15 protein-coding genes and 1 pseudogene are annotated in these 16,791 nt (G+C 73.5%); 6 read left to right on the forward strand and 10 right to left on the reverse strand.

All coding sequences use genetic code 11. From position 1 onward, the window contains the following. Positions 1-112: 112 nt before the first annotated feature. The 4 genes from ACZ56E_RS16025 to ACZ56E_RS16040 form a co-directional block, all read right to left on the reverse strand. Positions 113-196 carry a putative leader peptide gene (locus tag ACZ56E_RS16025; RefSeq protein WP_317850486.1) on the reverse strand — a complete coding sequence of 28 codons (84 nt, stop codon included), beginning with the start codon at positions 194-196 and terminating at the stop codon, positions 113-115. A gap of 116 nt (positions 197-312) precedes the next feature. Then, positions 313-900, reverse strand: coding sequence for a GNAT family N-acetyltransferase (locus ACZ56E_RS16030; protein ID WP_468602316.1), 588 nt, complete (start codon positions 898-900; stop codon positions 313-315). A gap of 23 nt (positions 901-923) precedes the next feature. Continuing rightward, complete coding sequence (locus tag ACZ56E_RS16035; RefSeq protein WP_471214566.1) at positions 924-2,222, reverse strand: GAF domain-containing protein; 1,299 nt, start codon at positions 2,220-2,222, stop codon at positions 924-926. A 312-nt stretch (positions 2,223-2,534) separates the two neighbouring features. Further along, entirely contained in the window at positions 2,535-4,169 is a 1,635-nt protein-coding gene (locus ACZ56E_RS16040; protein WP_468602312.1) for an acyl-CoA dehydrogenase family protein, read from the reverse strand. A 17-nt stretch (positions 4,170-4,186) separates the two neighbouring features. On the opposite strand from ACZ56E_RS16040, the gene ACZ56E_RS16045 reads away from it, so the two are divergent. Further along, on the forward strand, positions 4,187-5,371 hold the full coding sequence (locus tag ACZ56E_RS16045) for a YihY/virulence factor BrkB family protein (protein ID WP_468602310.1): 1,185 nt from the start codon (positions 4,187-4,189) through the stop codon (positions 5,369-5,371). 50 nt (positions 5,372-5,421) lie between these two features. On the opposite strand, the gene ACZ56E_RS16050 is transcribed toward ACZ56E_RS16045, so the two are convergent. Then, positions 5,422-6,276: an SDR family oxidoreductase gene (locus ACZ56E_RS16050; RefSeq protein ID WP_471214569.1), complete on the reverse strand. Its 855-nt coding sequence runs from the start codon at positions 6,274-6,276 to the stop codon at positions 5,422-5,424. Positions 6,277-6,384: 108 nt separating this feature from the next. On the opposite strand from ACZ56E_RS16050, the gene ACZ56E_RS16055 reads away from it, so the two are divergent. Beyond that, positions 6,385-7,317, forward strand: a complete 933-nt coding sequence (locus tag ACZ56E_RS16055; protein WP_471214570.1) for an AraC family transcriptional regulator — start codon at positions 6,385-6,387, stop codon at positions 7,315-7,317. Then, positions 7,317-8,015: pseudogene (locus ACZ56E_RS16060) on the forward strand (DUF6597 domain-containing transcriptional factor); the annotation flags it as partial. The gene ACZ56E_RS16055 and the pseudogene ACZ56E_RS16060, both read left to right, overlap by 1 nt. Here the strand turns inward: ACZ56E_RS16060 and ACZ56E_RS16065 are convergent. Next, positions 8,004-8,432, reverse strand: a complete 429-nt coding sequence (locus tag ACZ56E_RS16065) for a VOC family protein (protein ID WP_471214831.1) — start codon at positions 8,430-8,432, stop codon at positions 8,004-8,006. The pseudogene ACZ56E_RS16060 and the gene ACZ56E_RS16065 overlap by 12 nt on opposite strands. Positions 8,433-8,526: 94 nt before the next feature. Between ACZ56E_RS16065 and ACZ56E_RS16070 the strand changes: the two genes are divergently transcribed. Further along, positions 8,527-8,937 carry an NUDIX hydrolase gene (locus ACZ56E_RS16070; protein WP_471214572.1) on the forward strand — a complete coding sequence of 137 codons (411 nt, stop codon included), beginning with the start codon at positions 8,527-8,529 and terminating at the stop codon, positions 8,935-8,937. A gap of 32 nt (positions 8,938-8,969) precedes the next feature. On the opposite strand, the gene ACZ56E_RS16075 is transcribed toward ACZ56E_RS16070, so the two are convergent. Both ACZ56E_RS16075 and ACZ56E_RS16080 read right to left on the reverse strand, forming a co-directional pair. Further along, entirely contained in the window at positions 8,970-9,689 is a 720-nt protein-coding gene (locus ACZ56E_RS16075; RefSeq protein ID WP_471214573.1) for a cupin domain-containing protein, read from the reverse strand. A gap of 35 nt (positions 9,690-9,724) precedes the next feature. Next, positions 9,725-11,140, reverse strand: a complete 1,416-nt coding sequence (locus ACZ56E_RS16080; RefSeq protein WP_471214575.1) for a hypothetical protein — start codon at positions 11,138-11,140, stop codon at positions 9,725-9,727. Between the two features lie 105 nt (positions 11,141-11,245). Here ACZ56E_RS16080 and ACZ56E_RS16085 point away from each other — a divergent pair, with 105 nt between their 5' ends. After that, positions 11,246-12,016: a dienelactone hydrolase family protein gene (locus ACZ56E_RS16085; protein WP_471214576.1), complete on the forward strand. Its 771-nt coding sequence runs from the start codon at positions 11,246-11,248 to the stop codon at positions 12,014-12,016. Between the two features lie 51 nt (positions 12,017-12,067). On the opposite strand, the gene ACZ56E_RS16090 is transcribed toward ACZ56E_RS16085, so the two are convergent. Both ACZ56E_RS16090 and ACZ56E_RS16095 read right to left on the reverse strand, forming a co-directional pair. Continuing rightward, positions 12,068-14,956: a glycoside hydrolase family 2 TIM barrel-domain containing protein gene (locus tag ACZ56E_RS16090; RefSeq protein WP_471214577.1), complete on the reverse strand. Its 2,889-nt coding sequence runs from the start codon at positions 14,954-14,956 to the stop codon at positions 12,068-12,070. Between the two features lie 134 nt (positions 14,957-15,090). After that, positions 15,091-15,669, reverse strand: a complete 579-nt coding sequence (locus ACZ56E_RS16095; protein WP_471214579.1) for a TetR/AcrR family transcriptional regulator — start codon at positions 15,667-15,669, stop codon at positions 15,091-15,093. Between the two features lie 87 nt (positions 15,670-15,756). Here ACZ56E_RS16095 and ACZ56E_RS16100 point away from each other — a divergent pair, with 87 nt between their 5' ends. Further along, positions 15,757-16,650 (forward strand): NADP-dependent oxidoreductase, encoded by an 894-nt coding sequence (locus tag ACZ56E_RS16100; RefSeq protein ID WP_471214580.1) that lies wholly within the window; start codon positions 15,757-15,759, stop codon positions 16,648-16,650. Positions 16,651-16,791 lie beyond the last annotated feature (141 nt).

Here is a 16,791-nt window from a genome sequence, read left to right on the forward strand (position 1 = left end):
CTGACCTGCGAAAATGGCACGTTCCCGGACCTGCTGGGCAGGGATCGGGACGTGCGCGCGGCGCTGCGCAGGGAGGGGGATCAGTGGATGGGGTGCGGCGGTGCTGAGTCGATCAGCAGGCCGGACACATGGCGCTGGACATGCGGCCGAGGTCGACGTGACGTCGACTCACCAAGGCGTTTCCAGTGCGATCCATGCCGGAAGCGTGTCATGGGACTTTCGGCCCAGTCCAGCATTATCCAAAATGCGGACACCGTTGTCCCGTATCGTGGACAACGGTGTCGTGGGTCACTTCCGTGCTTCAGCCGGGATTCAGGCGCGGTGGGCTCCCGGCCAGGGCCCGGGGGCCGGAATCTCCGCCTCCTGCTCGACCTTCGTGTCGAACAGCTTGAAGCCGCGCCGCTGGTAGTTCTCCATGGCGTGCTCGCCGTCCTTGGAGCAGGTGTGCAGCCAGACCCGCTCGGTCGGCGCGAGCCCCGGCCACCGCCCGGCCAGGTCCCAGGCGCGCGCGACGCCGTACGACAGGAGGTGGCCGCCGATGCGGCGCCCCCGGAAGGCGGGGAGCAGACCGAAGTAGACGATCTCGACGACGCCCTCCGCCGCGTCCCCGTTCTCGCCCCGGGCCGCCAGCTCCACGTATCCGGCGGGCGTCCCCTTCTCGTACGCGACCCAGGTCTCCACGCCCGGCCGCGCCAGCAGCTTCTGCCACTCGGCGTAGGTGAGGGAGAGCCGGTCGGTCCAGTGGATGTCCCCGCCGACGGACGCGTACAGGAACCTGCTGAACTCGGGCGAGGGCACTTCGGCGCGCACGATCCGTATGTCGCCGTCGGGTGCGGCGGCCGGGAGCAGGTCGGTGGGCGACGTCTGCTCGAGGGACCAGGTGGTGACTGTGATGCTCATGCGGCACAGAGAATCATGGCCGCTCAGGGCTCCGCGACCCGTCTTGCCGCGCGGACCGCCGGGGCCGTCGAGTGGGGCAGCAGGTCCACCGGGCGCTCCGGCATGATCACGTCGACGTCGACGTCCTCGTGGAAGCGGTAGGGCCGGTGGGCGAGCAGGCCGCCCAGGTAGCGCCGGACGCGCGAGAGCTCGGCGCGGACCGTCACCGTGCGCGCCGGGTCGCCGAACATGTCCTCGGCGAGGCCCGAAGCGGTGCGCCCGGTGCGGTAGGTGCACAGGAGATAGAGGAGTTCGGCGTGGCGCGGACTCAGCTCGTGCGTCCAGTCGTGGGCGCCGCCGAGCACCGAGAGCGTCCAGCGGCGCGGGCTGCTCACGTCCAGGACGAGCCGGGTCGCGCCGACCGGCCTGGGCACGTCTCCGGGCTCCTCCACGCGCAGCAGCCAGCCACCGGACAACGGCTCCACCAGGCAGGCGCCGAGTGAGGGCAGCCAGGTGCGGCCCGGGCCGAAGGACTTGGGCAGGGCGAGGCGGTCCGCCGGGGGCATGCCGGTCACCGCGGCGGTCCAGCCGTGCGCGTCCACGGCGAGCGCCCGCCCGTCGAGCCGGGCGAGGACCGGCGCCGCCACCGCGCGCAGCCGGTCGAGCGCCGTCACGTGCCGGTCCCGCAGCCGGGCCTCGGCGAGCTTGGCCACCGAGTCGACCAGCGCGAGGGTCGCCGGATGGATGGTCCGCAGCGGCCCGCTCACGTCGACCACGCCGAGCAGCCTGCCGTCGCGCGGGTCGGTCACAGGGGCGCCGGTGCACGTCCACGGGTGGTGGGTCTGCACGAAGTGCTCGGCGGAGAAGACCTGCACGGGACGGCGCACCACCAGCGGAGTCCCCAGGCCGTTCGTGCCGACGACGCTCTCGCTCCAGTCCGCGCCCAGCGCCAGGCCGTGCGCGTCCGCCTGGCGCAGCACCGCGGCGCTGCCCTCGCGCCACAGCACCCGCCCGTCCGCGTCGCAGACGACCATGATGTGCTGCGCGGCGTCCGCCACGGAGACCAGGGAGTTGCGCAGGACGGGCAGGATCTCCAGGAGCGGCGAGGTGCGGCGGCGCTCCTCCAGCTCCTCCTCGGTCAGCAGCCGGGACCGGAAGTCGTGGTCGGGGTCGACCCCGCCGAGCAGCATCCGCCCCCACGAGTCGCCGATCACCGGACGCGGCAGGACCCGCGGCCGCTGCCCGGAGAGCGTGGCGTCGCGCACCCCCTTCAGGAGGTGCGCGGCGTGCGCGAGGTCCATGGCGGAGATCCGCGCGAGGTCGATCGTCGACGGGGCGTTCATGACCACGGGGTCCTTTCCGGCCAGACCAGTGTGGAGGCAGTGCGGAGGGCAGGCACCCATCGTGCCCCCTGCGCGCGTCCCCGGGGGCCGCATCGGGGTGCCGAATCCTCCGGACGTCACGGTGAGTTGCAACCTCCTGCAACTCTGGCCAACGCCCGGCCGGTGCCCGAATCTGGACACCACACCGCCCGTGCGGTGCTCACGCTCCTCAAGGGGCCTGAAGGGCGGGGGTGGTGCCGTGTCGGCGCAGCACCACCCCCGTGTCGGCCCGGGGACCGCCACAGGCTCTCCCCCCACTGACGGAGCGGCCGGCTAGACCCCCGGCGCGGACCGTGCCACCACGGTGGCCAGATCGAGCGTGTGCGGCAGCGTGCCGAACGCCGCGCCCCAGTCCCCGCCGAGCCGTGAGGCACAGAACGCGTCGGCCACCTCCGAAGGCGCGTACCGCACGAGCAGCGACCCCTGGAGCACCAGCGCCATCCGCTCCACCAGCCGGCGCGCCCGGCCCTCGATGCCGTCCAGGTCGGCCAGTTCGGTCAGCAGGTCCTTGATCGCACCGTCGAGGCGGTGGTCGGCGCCGCGCGCCGCGCCGACCTCCTGGAGGAACGCGTCGAGGGCCCGCGGCTCGCGCTGCAGCGCCCGCAGGACGTCCAGCGCCTGTACGTTCCCCGAGCCCTCCCAGATCGAGTTGAGCGGCGCCTCGCGCAGCAGCCGCGGCATGCCCGACTCCTCCACATAGCCGTTGCCGCCCAGGCATTCGAGGGCCTCGCCGACCAGCGGCGTGCACCGCTTGGTCACCCAGTACTTCGCGGCGGGCACCGCGAGGCGCAGGAACGCCTGCTCCTGCTCGCCCCCGTCGTCGTACGCCGCCGCGAGCCGTAGCGCGAGCGTCGTGGCCGCCTCGGACTCCAGCGCCAGATCCGCCAGTACGTTGCGCATGAGGGGCTTGTCGACGAGCTTGCCGCCGAACGCCTCCCGGTACGTGGCGTGGTGCACCGCCTGCGCCACGGCCTGCCGCATCAGTGCCGCCGAACCGATCACGCAGTCCAGCCGGGTCGCCGCCACCATCTCGATGATGGTGCGCACCCCGCGTCCCTCGTCGCCGACGCGGCGGGCCCACGTCCCGTCGAACTCCACCTCGCTCGACGCGTTGGACTTGTTGCCCAGCTTGTCCTTGAGCCGCTGGATGGCGAACGGGTTCCGCGTGCCGTCCTCCAGGACGCGCGGCACCAGGAAGCACGTCAGCCCCTGTTCGGCCTGCGCGAGCACCAGGAACCCGTCCGACATGGGCGCCGAACAGAACCACTTGTGCCCCGTCAGCGCATACGTCCCGTCCTCCGCGAGCGCCTGCGCGCGCGTCGTGTTGGCCCGCACGTCACTGCCGCCCTGCTTCTCCGTCATGCCCATCCCGAAGAGGACACCGGCCTTCTGCGACGCCGGGCGCAGCCCCTCGTCGTACACGGTCGAGGAGAGGCGCGGCTCCCACTCGGCGGCGAGTGCCGGGTCGGCGCGCAGCGCGGGCACCGCGGCGTGCGTCATCGAGACGGGACACCCGTGCCCCCCTTCGGCCTGCGTCCACACCAGGAACCCCGCGGCCCGCCGCACATGCCCGCCGGGCCGTGACCAGGCGGTGGTCAGGCCAGCGGAGACGGCCTTGCCGAGCAGCCGGTGCCAGGCCGGATGGAAGTCGACCTCGTCGATCCGGTTCCCGTAACGGTCATGCGTGTGCAGAACGGGCGGATTCTCATTTGCCTGCTCTCCCCACCTCTGTGCCTGGGCGGAACCCGCGGTGCGGCCGAGCCGGGAGAGTTCGTCGCGGGCGGTGTCGAGGAGCGCCGGGTCCAGATGCCGCTCGACGCCCTCCACGAGGGCCCGGTCGGACGCGAATACGTCATATCCCACCAGGGGCGGAGCCTGGTTGGTCACTGTGTGGGTGCTGGCTGCCATGCCGCTACGGTAAGGAGGTGCACCAGGCAAAAGAAACACCCGGGCGGCCGTCGGGCCGCTGGAACCGGGCCCGCGCTCTCTACCGGAACGTCTCCAAGCGCAGGACCGCCTGGCTGCTGCTCAAGGACACCGTCAACTCGTGCATCGAGTACCGCATCCTGGGGCTCGCGGCCGAGGCTGCGTTCTTCACGCTGCTCTCCGTTCCACCGTTGCTGCTGAGCCTCATCGGCCTGCTCGCCTACGTCGACCGGTGGACCGGCGCGGACACCATCGCCAGCGTCCAGAACAACATCCTGGAGGCGTCCCGCACGATCCTGTCCGACCGGGGCGTCCACCAGATCGCGGAACCGATACTGGACGACGTGATGCGGGTCAGCAGACCCGACGTCATCTCCATCGGCTTCCTCTTCGCCCTGTGGTCCGGCTCGCGCGCCGTCAACGTCTTCATCGACACCATCACCGTGATGTACGGCCTCGACGGCGTGCGCGGCATCGTCAAGACCCGGATACTCGCCTTCGGCCTGTTCCTGGTGGCGCTGCTCATCGGCTCGGTCGCGCTGCCGCTGATGGTGGCGGGCCCGGACGCGGTGGTGAAACTCCTGCCCGGTTCCACGACGGTGGTCCAGATCCTCTACTGGCCCGTCGTCGTCATCCTCTCCGTGATCTTCCTGACGACGCTCTACCACGTGTCCGTGCCGGTGCGTTCGCCGTGGGTGGAGGACATGCCGGGTGCGCTGATCGCGCTCGCCATGTGGGTGCTCGGCAGCTTCCTGCTCCGCATCTACCTCACCAGCACGGTGGAGGGCCCGACCATCTACGGCTCGCTCGCGGCCCCGGTGGCCGTGCTGCTGTGGATCGGTGTCTCGGCGTTCGCGGTCCTGGTCGGCGCCGCGGTCAACGCGGCGATCGACCGGGTCTGGCCGTCCGTCGCCACGGCCGTGGCCCGCGCCGCCAACGACCGCATAAGGGAGGCGCAGGCCGCGGAGGTGGTGGCCCGCGCGGCCGCGCGCGAGGCGGCGGGGTACGGCGAGGACCCCGACGACGCGGACGACGCCGAGATGCCGTCCGAGTTCCCCGAACGCTGGTCGCGCTTCCTGCCGCCGGACGACGTCACGTCGCGGCTGCGGACGCCGGCGAAGCAGGGGAAGCACGCGAAGCGGCCGGGGGCGGGCGGCTCGGACGAGAGCCCTCCCGGCGATTGAGGAGCGGGGTCCGGGGCAGTGCCCCGGAACCCCACCCCGGGAGCCGGGGCTCAAGACGTCCAGGTCCCGGCCCCCGCGCACTCGCGGGCGAAGTCGGCGAAGTCCCTGGGCGCCCGGCCCAGTGCCTCCCGCACCCCCTCGGAGAGCTGCGCGTTGCGGCCGTCGAGGTTCGTCTCGAACAGCTCGACCAGGAACTCCACTTCCTCGGCGGGCACCCCGAACCCGGCGAGGGCCGCCCCGTACGCATGGGCGGACACCGGCACATAGGCGATGTCCCGCCCGGCCGCCGCCGCGACCTCCGCGACCGCCTGCCGGAACGACAGGAGCCGGGGCCCGGTGAGGTCGAGCGTCCGGCCCGTGAACCGGTCGCCGCCGGTCAGCGCGGCCACCACCACGTCCGCGACGTCCCGGGTGTCGATGAAGGGTTCCAGCACCTCGCCGGCCGGGAAGACCAGCTCCCCGCCCCGCATCCCGTCGAGCAGCGGGCCCTCGCTGAGGTTCTGCGCGAACCAACTGGCCCGCACCACCGTCCACTCCGCCCCCGCGTCCCGCACCGCCCGCTCCGTCGCGTGCGCCTGCGCCTCGCCCCGCGCCGAGAGCAGCGTGAGCCGCCGTACGCCGAGGTCGACCGCCTGCCGGGCGAACGCGCCGACCGCGTCGGCCGCACCCGGCGCCCCGACGTCCGGCAGATACGCGAGGTGCGCCGCGTCCGCGCCCCGCAGCGCGTCCGCCCACGTCGACCGGTCCGCCCAGTCGAACCGGACCGCGCCGGACCGCGAAGCCGCCCGTACCGTCAGGCCCGCGGCCTCGGCGGACTCCACCACCCGGCGGCCCACCCGCCCGCCCGCACCCGTCACCAGAACCGTCATGCCCGCCGTGGCCGTCATGCCCGCTGTGTTCGTCATGCCTGCTGTGTTCGCCTTGTTCGTCATGTACGTCAGTCAATCGGCCCGCCCGCCGGCCGGCCATCGGCGAAAGGCTCACCCCCATACGTGTGCGTCTACGCTGCCGTCATGGACGTACTGGCCGGCCTCCTCGAAGGACCGCGGGCGCGCGGAGCCTTCATGATCCGCGCGCTCTTCGACCCGCCCTGGTCCGTCCGCATCGCGGACGAGGCGCCCCTCTCCGTCATGGTCATGGTGCGCGGCACCGCCTGGATCGTCCCCGCGGACGGCGCGCCCGCACAGCGCATCGGCCCCGGCGACCTCGCCATCGCCCGCGGCCCCGACCACTACACCTGCGCAGACGAGGCCACCACCGCGCCGTTCGCCGAGATCCAGCCGGGAGAGCGCTGCGTGCCGCTCGACGGCGCCCCCATCGCGCGCTACCGGGACCTGGGCCTGCGCGCCTGGGGCGAGTCGCACGACGGCTCCGTGGAGATGCTGATCGGCACCTACCAGCTGCGGGGCGAGCTCACCGGACGCCTCCTCGACGCGCTGCCGCCGCTGCTCGTGCTGCCCACCGACGTGTGGGACTGCCCGCTCACGCCGCTGCTCGCCGACGAGATCCGCAGGGACGAGCCGGGCCAGGACGTCGTGCTCGACCGGCTCCTCGACCTGCTCCTGATCGCCGCGCTGCGCGCCTGGTTCTCCCGCCCCGAGGCGGCGGCCCCCGCCTGGTACCTGGCGCTCGGCGACCCCGTCGTCGGCCGCGCGCTGCGCCTGCTGCAGGACGACCCGGCGCACCCCTGGACGATCGCGGGCCTCGCGGCGAAGGCGGGCGTCTCGCGGGCCGCGCTCGCCCGGCGGTTCGCGGACCTCGTGGGGGAGCCCCCGATGACGTACCTGACGAAGTGGCGGCTCGCGCTCGCCGCCGACCTGCTGCGCGACAGCGACCTGACCATCGGCGCGATAGCGCGCAGAGTCGGATACGGCAGCGCGTTCGCGCTCTCCGGCGCCTTCAAGCGGGTCTACGGGATCAGCCCGCAGGAGCACCGGGGGGCGTGATGTCCGACGGGGCCTACCGGGAGCGGCCGGCCGCGCTGACCGGCGCGGTCGTGTGGACCCGCGTCGCCACGGGCGTCCCCGGCGACGCCCGCCCGGTGCTGCCCGACGGCTGCATGGACCTGCTGTGGACCGAGGGCAGGCTGTTCGTCGCGGGCCCCGACACCCACGCGTACGCCCCCGAGGGCGGGCCGGGACGGTACGTCGGCATCCGCTTCCACCCCGGCACCGCCCCGGCCTTCCTCGGCGTGCCCGCCCACGAACTGCGCGACCGGCGGGTGGAGCTCGCCGACCTGTGGACCGCGGCCGAGGCGCGCCGTCTCGCCGAGCGCGTGGACGCCGCGCGCGACCCGGTGGCCGCCCTGGAAGCGGTCGTGACGGACCGCGCAGCCGGCACCGAGCCCCCGGACCCGCTCATCGCCCACGTCGTCAGATCGCTGAGCGCGGGCCACTCGGTCGCGCGGACCGCGGCGGACGCAGGTGTCAACACCCGCCTGCTGCACCGCCGTTCGCTGCCCGCGTTCGGCTACGGCCCCAAGACGCTGGCCCGGGTGCTGCGTCTTCAGCGGGCCCTCGCGCTGGCCCGCGACGGCCTGCCGTACGCGGAGACGGCTGCCGCCGCGGGCTTCGCCGACCAGGCCCATCTGGCGCGCGACGTCAAGGAGTTCACCGGGCTGCCGCTGAGTGAGCTACTCGGCAGGGGCCGTCCCCAGGGGCGCGAAGAGGTCGACGCCGTTGCCGTCCGGGTCGAGCACGACGGCGTACCGCTGGCCCCAGGGCGCGTCGAACGGCTTGAGCTCGCTCCCGTACCCGGCGCCCGTCAGATCCTCGTGCACGGTGTCGACCCCGGCGGGCGTGCCGCAGTGGAAGGCGAGCCCGATCCGGCCCCCGCCCGCGGGCGGCCGCCAGTCCGGGTGGAAGGACCGGACGGTGTCCTCCGTGTCGAGGGCGAGGCGCAGACCGCCGGGGAGCGCCGCCTCGACGTGCGGCGCGCTCTCCGACCCGGCGGGGAACTCCAGGCCGAGCCGGCGGTAGAAGGCGAGCGACGCGGCCAGGTCGGAGACGACGAGACCGATGAGATCGAACCGGGGAGTGGGTGACTTCGGTGTGCTGTTCATGCCCGGCAGCGTAGGCAGCGCCTTCGCGCCAGGTCTTGAAGGAATCGGACACCCCGACTGTCATGGGACCCGAATCCCCGCTACGTTGGAAGGCATGGACTATCCCGGTGACAACCGGCTCGCGGCGGCTGTCGTGATGCACCGCAGCCGTGTGCTGCTCGTGCGACGCAGTCGGACCGAGCGGTTCCTGCCCGGTGTGTGGGGTGTTCCGTGCGGGAAGCTGGAGCCCGACGAGAGTCCGACGGACGGCGTCCTGAGAGAGCTCAAGGAAGAGACGGGACTGCTCGGCCAGGTCCTCCGCAAGGTCGGCGAGTCCTCCTTCGTCAGTACGTACCGCGGGCACGAGGTGAAGAACTGGCAGGACAACTTCCTGGTCCGCCCCCTCACCTTCGACGTGACCCTGCCCCTGCCCGACCAGGACCACCGCTGGCTCGCCCCCGCCGACCTCGGCACGGTCCGGATCGACGACTACAACCGCGAGATCGTCCGCCAGGCCCTCGCCTGAGCAATGCGTCAACCCATCGGGCCGTCAACCTGTCAGCCGATCAGCTCGGCCAGCGTCGACAGCTCGGCCAGGTAGTCGTTCACCTCCAAAGGCTTCTTCGCCACCGCCCGGCCTCCCACGTCCGGCCCCGCGAACACGTCCGTGTACCGCCGCCGCCCCGCCCCCGTCTCCAGAAACAGCGAGACCGCGGGCCCCGGTGAGGCGCACCACGCCCGGTGCAGCACGTGCGGCGGCAGCCCGTACCCGCTCCCGGCCGCGTACAGCGCGGTCTGCGTGAGGCGCAGCCGCGCCCCGCCCGCCGGCTCCAGGAGCCAGTCGCCGTCCTCGCCCGCGAGGGACTCCCGGTACCAGGACGTCGCGATCCCCTCGTCGGCGGCGGTGTCCGCGCGCTCGTACAGCTCCACGCCGAGGGCGCCCCGCACCACGTACGAGGCCAGCGGGGAGCGGTGGTTGTGGATGTCCTCGCGCGTGTCCCGGCCCGGATGCCAGACGTGTGCGCGCAGCATGTGGCGCGGGCCGCCGTCGATCAGGAGCAGCTTGTCGAAGCCGAGGATGTGCCGGTACGAGAGGAGTGCGCATCCGGAGGGGTCGCCCGTGCCGCCCGCCAGCTCACGGATCAGCGGCACCAGGCGCCGCGGGGCGCCCAGTTCGGCGACGACCGCGCGGGCCGCCCGCAGCAGTTCGTCCCCCGTCGACCGGTCCAGCGTCTCCGCCAGGAGCCGCTCGGCGTCGTGGACGTGCCGACCACCCAATGCACTCTCCCCCTCGTCCACGCGCCCGCCGGCGTTCAGCCACCCGGCTGATACATCCATACGGCATGTGCCCGCAGCGCGGAAAGGCCTTGATAGGTCATCCACAGCGGGTAGGCGAGATCGACCCCGTCCCACGTCCAGATCCCGTTGTCCTGCTGCCGCCACACACACGCGGCCGCACCCGACAGGAGCTCCTGCCGGGCCGCTTCCCTCTCCTCGTCGGCGGCGACCGCGGGGACGCCCGGGGTGAGCAGCGCCCGCACCACCCAGGCCGCCGAGAAGTGCCGTACGGAGAGCACCTCGTGGCGCGAGGCGTCGACGGGGTGCGGGCGGCGCACCGTCTCGTGCCCGCTCTCCAGGTCGTCGCAGCCGTCGTGCGCGGGCCCGGGGCAGGAGAGCAGCCAGCGGATGCCTTCCTCGCGGGTGGCGCGGGCGTTCGCGTCCTCGCCGAGCACCCGCGCCGCCCGGTCGAGGGCGACGACGGCCTGCGCGGTGTGCACGGCCGACGGCGCCACCGCCCGGCCGCGCGGCGGGGTGAGCCGGGAGCCCCAGCAGCGCCGGTGGCCGCGCGCCGGGTCGGTGACGGCCCCGTCGACGAGCGCGTCCCGCAGGAGCGGCAGGGCGGGCGAGTCGGGCGCGGCGCGCAGCAGCCCGCGCAGTACCGTGGTCACGACGTGCGTCAACTCCACGCCCGAGGGCTCCAGTTCGCGGCTGAACCGCTCGGTGCACCGCTCCGCCTCCGTGGCGAGGAGGCGCGGGTCGGCGCCCGCCCGCGCGAGTGCGCCGAGCACGAGCGCCGTCACCTCGGGGCGCCCCACCGCGCCCTGTGAGCGGGCGGCCCAGCCGCCCTCGGGCAGCCGCAGCCGCCACAGCGTCTCCACGAGTTCGGACGCGCGCAACCGTCCGTCGGGCATGCCGAGTTCGAGGACGATGTGCAGTCCGTACGCGGTGCCTGTGGGTGTCGGCCGTACCGGTTCCGACTGCTCGTCGAGGGCGTGCGGCCAGCCCACGAGACGGCCGCGCAGCGGGTCGTCGAAGACCGTGAGGCGGTCGGCGAGCGTGGTGAACGTGGCGGCGGACAGCCCCGGCAGCGGCCCAGGCCCCACCGGTTCCGCCACGGCGGCGGCCGTTCCGGCCAAGGGGCGGCGCGGCGAGGGCACCCCGTCCAGGTCACCGCCCGCCCCGCCGTGCGCCGCCGCCCGCGCCCGCAGCAGCGCCCCGGCCAGCCAGGCGGAGATCCCCGTGCCGAGGCCGCTGACCACGGCCAGCGAATAGCGGGCCGTGTCCCCGAAGAGCCCGTCGGGCAGCAGCCCCACCAGGGACTGGAAGACGGCGTATCCCACGGCGACGGGGCCGAGTCTGCCCAGCCACTCCACGAGCCGTCCGGGCGGGGGCCCCGGCGGCGGCTCGGGCGGCTCGGGCCGCCCGGCGGGGTCTGTGTTTCCGCGCATGGGTGCTGTAGGCATGAACTCCACTTACCCATCAGGCACTTGTGACGAAAGGGAGTGAGCGCCGTGCCCGGTTCGGGACCGACAGCGGACCTCACAGGATGGCACGTGGCCCCGTTCACGGGGGCCGGCCTCACGCATGATGTCCACGAGAAGGGGACAGGCCCCGGCGTCGTCCTGGTTCCCGAGATCCCCGGTGTGCATCCCGGGGTCCTCGGCCTCGGCGAGCATCTGGTGAAGCAGGGCTTCACCGTCGCGATCCCGTCCCCCTTCGGCGAGCCGGGCCGCCCGCTGTCCACGCCGTACGCCCTGGGTGTCTTCGGCCGGGTCTGCGTCGCCGCCGAGTTCCGCGCTTTCGCGACCAACGCCCGGCGTCCCTTCGCGGACCACCTCCGGGCCCTCGCCCGCGATCTGGCGTCCCGCACGCCGGGCCCGGGCGTCGGCGTCATCGGGATGTGCTTCACGGGCGGCTTCGCGCTGGCCGCCGCCACGGAGGAGGCCGTCCTGGCCCCTGTGCTCGCCCAGCCCTCGCTGCCCCTCCCGGTGAGCGCCGCGCGGCGGGTCGACCCGGGCCTGTCCCGCGCCGAGTTCGACACGGTCGTGGCCCGCACGAGGAACGACGGCCTGTGCGCGCTCGGCCTGCGCTTCAGCGAGGACAAGCTGGTCCCGCGCGACCGCTTCGCCACTCTGCGCCGCCACCTCGGCGACGCGTTCGAGGTCATCGAACTGGACTCGTCGCCGGGCAACGCGACGGGCTTCGCGAGGTCGGCGCACTCCGTCCTCACGGAGGAGGTCCGGGAGGAGCCAGGACACCCCGCGTACGAAGCGCGCGAGCGGGTCGTCCAGTTCCTGCGGGAACGCCTGACGGCCACGGGGTGACCGGGCGATCACCGGGTGACCGGGCGGCGCCCGGTTCAGGCGGCCCCGGGCTCAGCCGTCCGCGAGTGAGAAGACGCAGCTCAGCGAGGACGGCCGGGGTGTCGCGCGGAGTTCGTACTGGGGCAGGACGCCGGGGCCGCACGACTGCGTGCCGATGCCGTGCCGGGCGATGTCGAGGTTGACCCAGACCGTGTCGCCGGGCGTGAGGTCGGTGCGGTGCCGTGCGGCGTCGAGCTGCTCGGTCGTCCAGCGCCGGACGGTGAACGCGGGGGCGCCGTCGCTCTCGACGCGCAGTCCGCCGACCTCGGCCCAGCGGACGGCGGGGCGGGCCCCGTTCTCCTGCGGGCGCACGTACGGCGTCTGCATCGCGTCGACGTCCGACTCCCAGACGCCGATCAGCGAGGCGGCCGCGGTGTCGGGGTAGGCCTCGCCGGGCCCGCCGCCGAACCACCGGACGCGGCCGGCCGCGCCGGGCAGCCCGAAGCGGATGCCGAGGCGCGGCAGCGGCACGGGCCAGTCGCCCTCCGGCGTCACGGACATCCGCAGCAGCAGCTTGCCGCCGTCGGACGCCCAGTGGTACTCCGTGCGCAGCGCCAGGTCGCTCGCCGCGGGCGCCACCCGGGTGCGCACGGTGAGACCTTCCCCGGTCGTCTCGACGGAGTCGACGCGGTGCCGCATCCGGTGGAGTCCGTGCGTGCGCCAGAGCGCTGCCACGGACGGTTCGGGCCGCCAGGGCATGCCGTTGTCGTTGTCGGTGGGGGCCCGCCATACGTCCAGGCGCAGATCCCTGATCTCGCGGCCGCGGAAGGTGCGGAGCGAGCCGGTCCGCGCGTCGAACTCCGCGGCACCGAGGGTGATGCGGCGGCCGTCCGCGTCGCGCACGGGTGCCGCGCCGCCGGGCACGGGCAGGACCGTGCCGTACTCGACGGGCAGCTGCGCCCACGCCACCACATGCCCCTGCGGCGCCCACGCCGTGTCCTCGGCGAGTGACGCGCGCACCGTCCACTGGGTCTCGGCGGCCGGGTCCCGGGGTGGCGGGGGCGGCAGCTTCACCTCCGTGTGCTCACCGGGGCCGACCTCCGGCATGGTGAGGACGCCGTCCGCGACGGTGGTGCCGTCCTTCTCGTACGACCAGGTGAAGGCGAGGTGGGAGAGGCCGGCGAAGTCGTGGAGGTTGGTGATCGCGACCGTACCGGCGCGCCCGTCGCCCTCGATCCGGACCGGCTCGACCACCTTCTTGTACTCGACGAGACCGGGGGACGGCGTCCGGTCGGGGAAGACCAGGCCGTCGCAGACGAAGTTGCCGTCGTGCAGCTCCTCGCCGAAGTCGCCGCCGTAGGCGTACTCGTACGTGGGGTGCGCGATGCCGTGGTCGATCCACTCCCAGACGAAGCCGCCCTGGAGCCGGTCGTACGTCTCGAACAGCCGCTGGTACTCGCTGAGTCCGCCGGGTCCGTTGCCCATGGCGTGCGCGTACTCGCAGAGGACGAAGGGGAGCCTGCGCCGCTCCTTCGGGCCTTCGTCGTCGCCCCGGCCGATGCGCTCGACCTCGGCGTGGTCGGCGTACATCCGCGAGTACATGTCGGTGTCCGCGCAGGACGCGTCACCCTCGTAGTGGAGGAGGCGGCTGCCGTCCCGGGCGCGGATCCACTCGGCCATGGCGGTCAGGCCGCGCCCCGTGCCGCACTCGTTGCCGAGCGACCAGACGACGACGGATGCGTGGTTCTTGTCGCGCTCGACCATGCGGGCGGCGCGGTCCAGGAGGGCGGGCGTCCAGCGGTCGTCGTCGACCGGGTTGCCGCGCCAGCCCACCGCCTGGAAGCCGTGGGTCTCCAGGTCGCACTCGTCGATGACCCACAGGCCGAACTCGTCGCAGAGGTCGAGGAAGGCGGGGTGCGGCGGATAGTGGCTGGTGCGGACGGCGTTGATGTTGTGACGCTTCATCAGGAGGACGTCGGCGCGCATCGTTTCGAGGTCGAGGGCGCGGCCCGTGCGGGGGTGGAACTCGTGGCGGTTCACGCCGCGGAAGAGGACGGGGCGGCCGTTGACCTTGATGAGGCCGTCCTCGACGGCCACCGTGCGGAAGCCGACGCGCAGCGGGATGCGCTCGCCGGGCGTGGCCAGCGTCGCGTCGTACAGCCGCGGCGTCTCGGCCGTCCACGGCTCGACGGCCACGGTGACCTCCTCACCGGTCGCCATGTCGATCCCCAACTCGGGGACCACGACGCGCCCTTGGACGTCCGCCTCTGGGATGTCCACCCGGAGCGTGCCCGTCCCGGCGCGGTGGTCGTACGCGGCGTGGACGAAGAAGTCGCGGGCGCAGCCCTCGGGCCGGTGCAGCAGCGTCACGTCGCGGAAGATCCCCGGCAGCCACCACTGGTCCTGGTCCTCCAGGTACGAACCGGCGGACCACTGGTGGACGCGGACCGCGAGGACGTTGCCCCCGGGCCGCAGCAGCTCGCCGACGGCGAACTCGTGGGGGAGGCGTGAGCCCTTGAAGTCGCCGAGCTCCGTGCCGTTCAGCCAGACGCGGGCACAGGACTCGACACCGTCGAAGCGGAGGACGGCGGCACCGTCCCGCGGCCAGTCGGCGGGCAGGTCGAAGCGGCGCAGATGGTCGCCGGTCGGGTTCTCGGTGGGCACGCGGGGCGGGTCGAGGGGGAACGGGTAGAGCTGGTTGGTGTACTGGGGCGCGCCGTGGCCCTGCAGCACCCAGTGGCCGGGCACGGTGATCTCGCCCCAGGCGCCCTCGGCATCCGGGGCGTCCGGGTCGTACCCGTCGGCGGCGAACGAGGCGTCCTCGGCGTCGGCCGTGGGCGAGAGGCGGAACCGCCAGTCGCCGTTGAGGGAAAGGGTGGCGGCGTCCGACGCCGCGTACCACGCGCGGGGCGGAAGAACGCCGGTGCCGGGGGACACGTCCTCGTGGTGGGAGAGCTCCATGGACTCCATGAGACCGCGCGGGCCCCGGCCACCGCCATCGCCCCGGCCCGCAAGTCGTTGGATTCTTCGAGCCGGACTTGGACCCACCACGCTCCGGTCCTCCGCTCCTCCGGCTCCTCCGGCCGAGGCGTCCCTCAAGAAGGGCCCGCGGCCTGCCAGGCTGCTTCGATCATCTGGAAGATCTCGTCCACCGCGGCCTCCGGGTCGTCCGCCTCGCGGGCCACCGAATAGGCGTCGACCGCGAACCTCGCGGTCGCCCGGCAGGCCGTCCCGGTCCGCGCCAGACCGGGTTCGGCGGCGATGGCCGCCGCCAGCGACTCCGCGTGGCGCAGCCTCATCGACTCCTCGTACTTCCGCAGGGCGGCCGACTCGTCGATCATGCGCCAGACAGGGGCGGCGTCGTCCGCCGTGCAGTGCCGCACCAGTGCCAGGACCTCGCGCCGCAGCGCGGGGATGAGCGGCTCGTGCGGCGCCCGGTCGGTGACCGCCCGGGCGAGGCGGTGCTCGAAGTCCTCGTCCTGCTCGAACACCAGCGCCTCTTTCGAGGCGAAGTGGGAGAAGACCGTGGTCACGGCCACGTCGGCCTCGGCGGCCACGTCCCGGATGCCCACCGCCTCGTAGCCGCGTTCGAGGAAGAGCCGCAGGGCGGTGTCGGCGATCTTCTGGCGGGTCGCGGCTTTCTTGCGCTCGCGGCGCCCGGTCGGCACGGTCATGCGCGCACGCTACCAAATGCAAAACTGTATCCGTTAGGAAAAGCTAGTTGTTGTGAAACACTAACCGTTAGTGTTAGCGTCCGCCGCATGAAGAAAGTGAGCTTCGCCGAGTTCGGCGGTCCGGACGTCCTCCGCCTCATCGACGCCGAGGAGCCCCACGCGGGCCCCGGCCGCATACGCATCGCCGTGCGGGCGGCGGGCGTGAACCCCGTCGACTGGCGGGTCAGGGAGGGCCAGGTCCTGTCGGCCCATCCGCTCGAGTTGCCCGCCGGGGTCGGCCTGGACGCCGCCGGGGTGGTGGACGAGGTCGGTGAGGGCGTCGAAGGGGTGCGGGTCGGTGACCACGTGTTCGGCGAAGGGGCGAGCACTTACGCGGAGTTCGCCGTGCTGTCGGCGTGGGCGCGGATGCCGGAGGGGCTGTCGTTCGAGGAGGCGGCCGGGTATCCCTCCGTGGTGGAGACCGCGCTGCGCGTCCTCCGCGAGGTCGGCGTACAGGCCGGGCAGACGCTGCTGGTCAGCGGCGCGTCCGGCGGGGTCGGATCGGCGGTGCTGCAGATCGCCCGCGAGCGTGGCATCACGGTCATCGGGACGGCCGGGGCCGCGAACCAGGATTATTTGCGGGGGCTGGGGGCCCTCGCCACGACGTACGGGGAGGGGTGGGTCGAGCGGGTGCGGGGGCTCGGCCGGGTCGACGCGGCCCTCGACCTCGCGGGCGCGGGCGTGCTCCGGGAGCTCGTCGAGCTGACCGGGGACCCGCGGAAGGTGGTCTCCATCGCCGATCTCACGGCGCCGGAGCACGGTGTCCGGTTCTCCGGCACGGCCGGGAGCGTCCCGGACGCACTCGCCGAGGCCGCCGACCTCATCTCGCGGGGAAGGCTCCACATCCCGGTCGACACGTCGTACGCCCTGGCCGATGCCGCGGCGGCCCACATCGACAGCCAGGCCGGCCATACGCGGGGGCGGCGGGTGCTGGTCGTCTGACGGGGGAGCGGGGGCGGGGAGGGCGGCCTCCCCCGTGGGGCGGAGCCGGTCCCGACTTGCGGACGATGCCGGGGGGGCGGGGCGGGGGCGACGATCAAGACGCGTGCCACCGCACGTATCCATGCATCACATGCCGTGTCG

This window comes from Streptomyces sp. NPDC039480 (assembly GCF_055597165.1).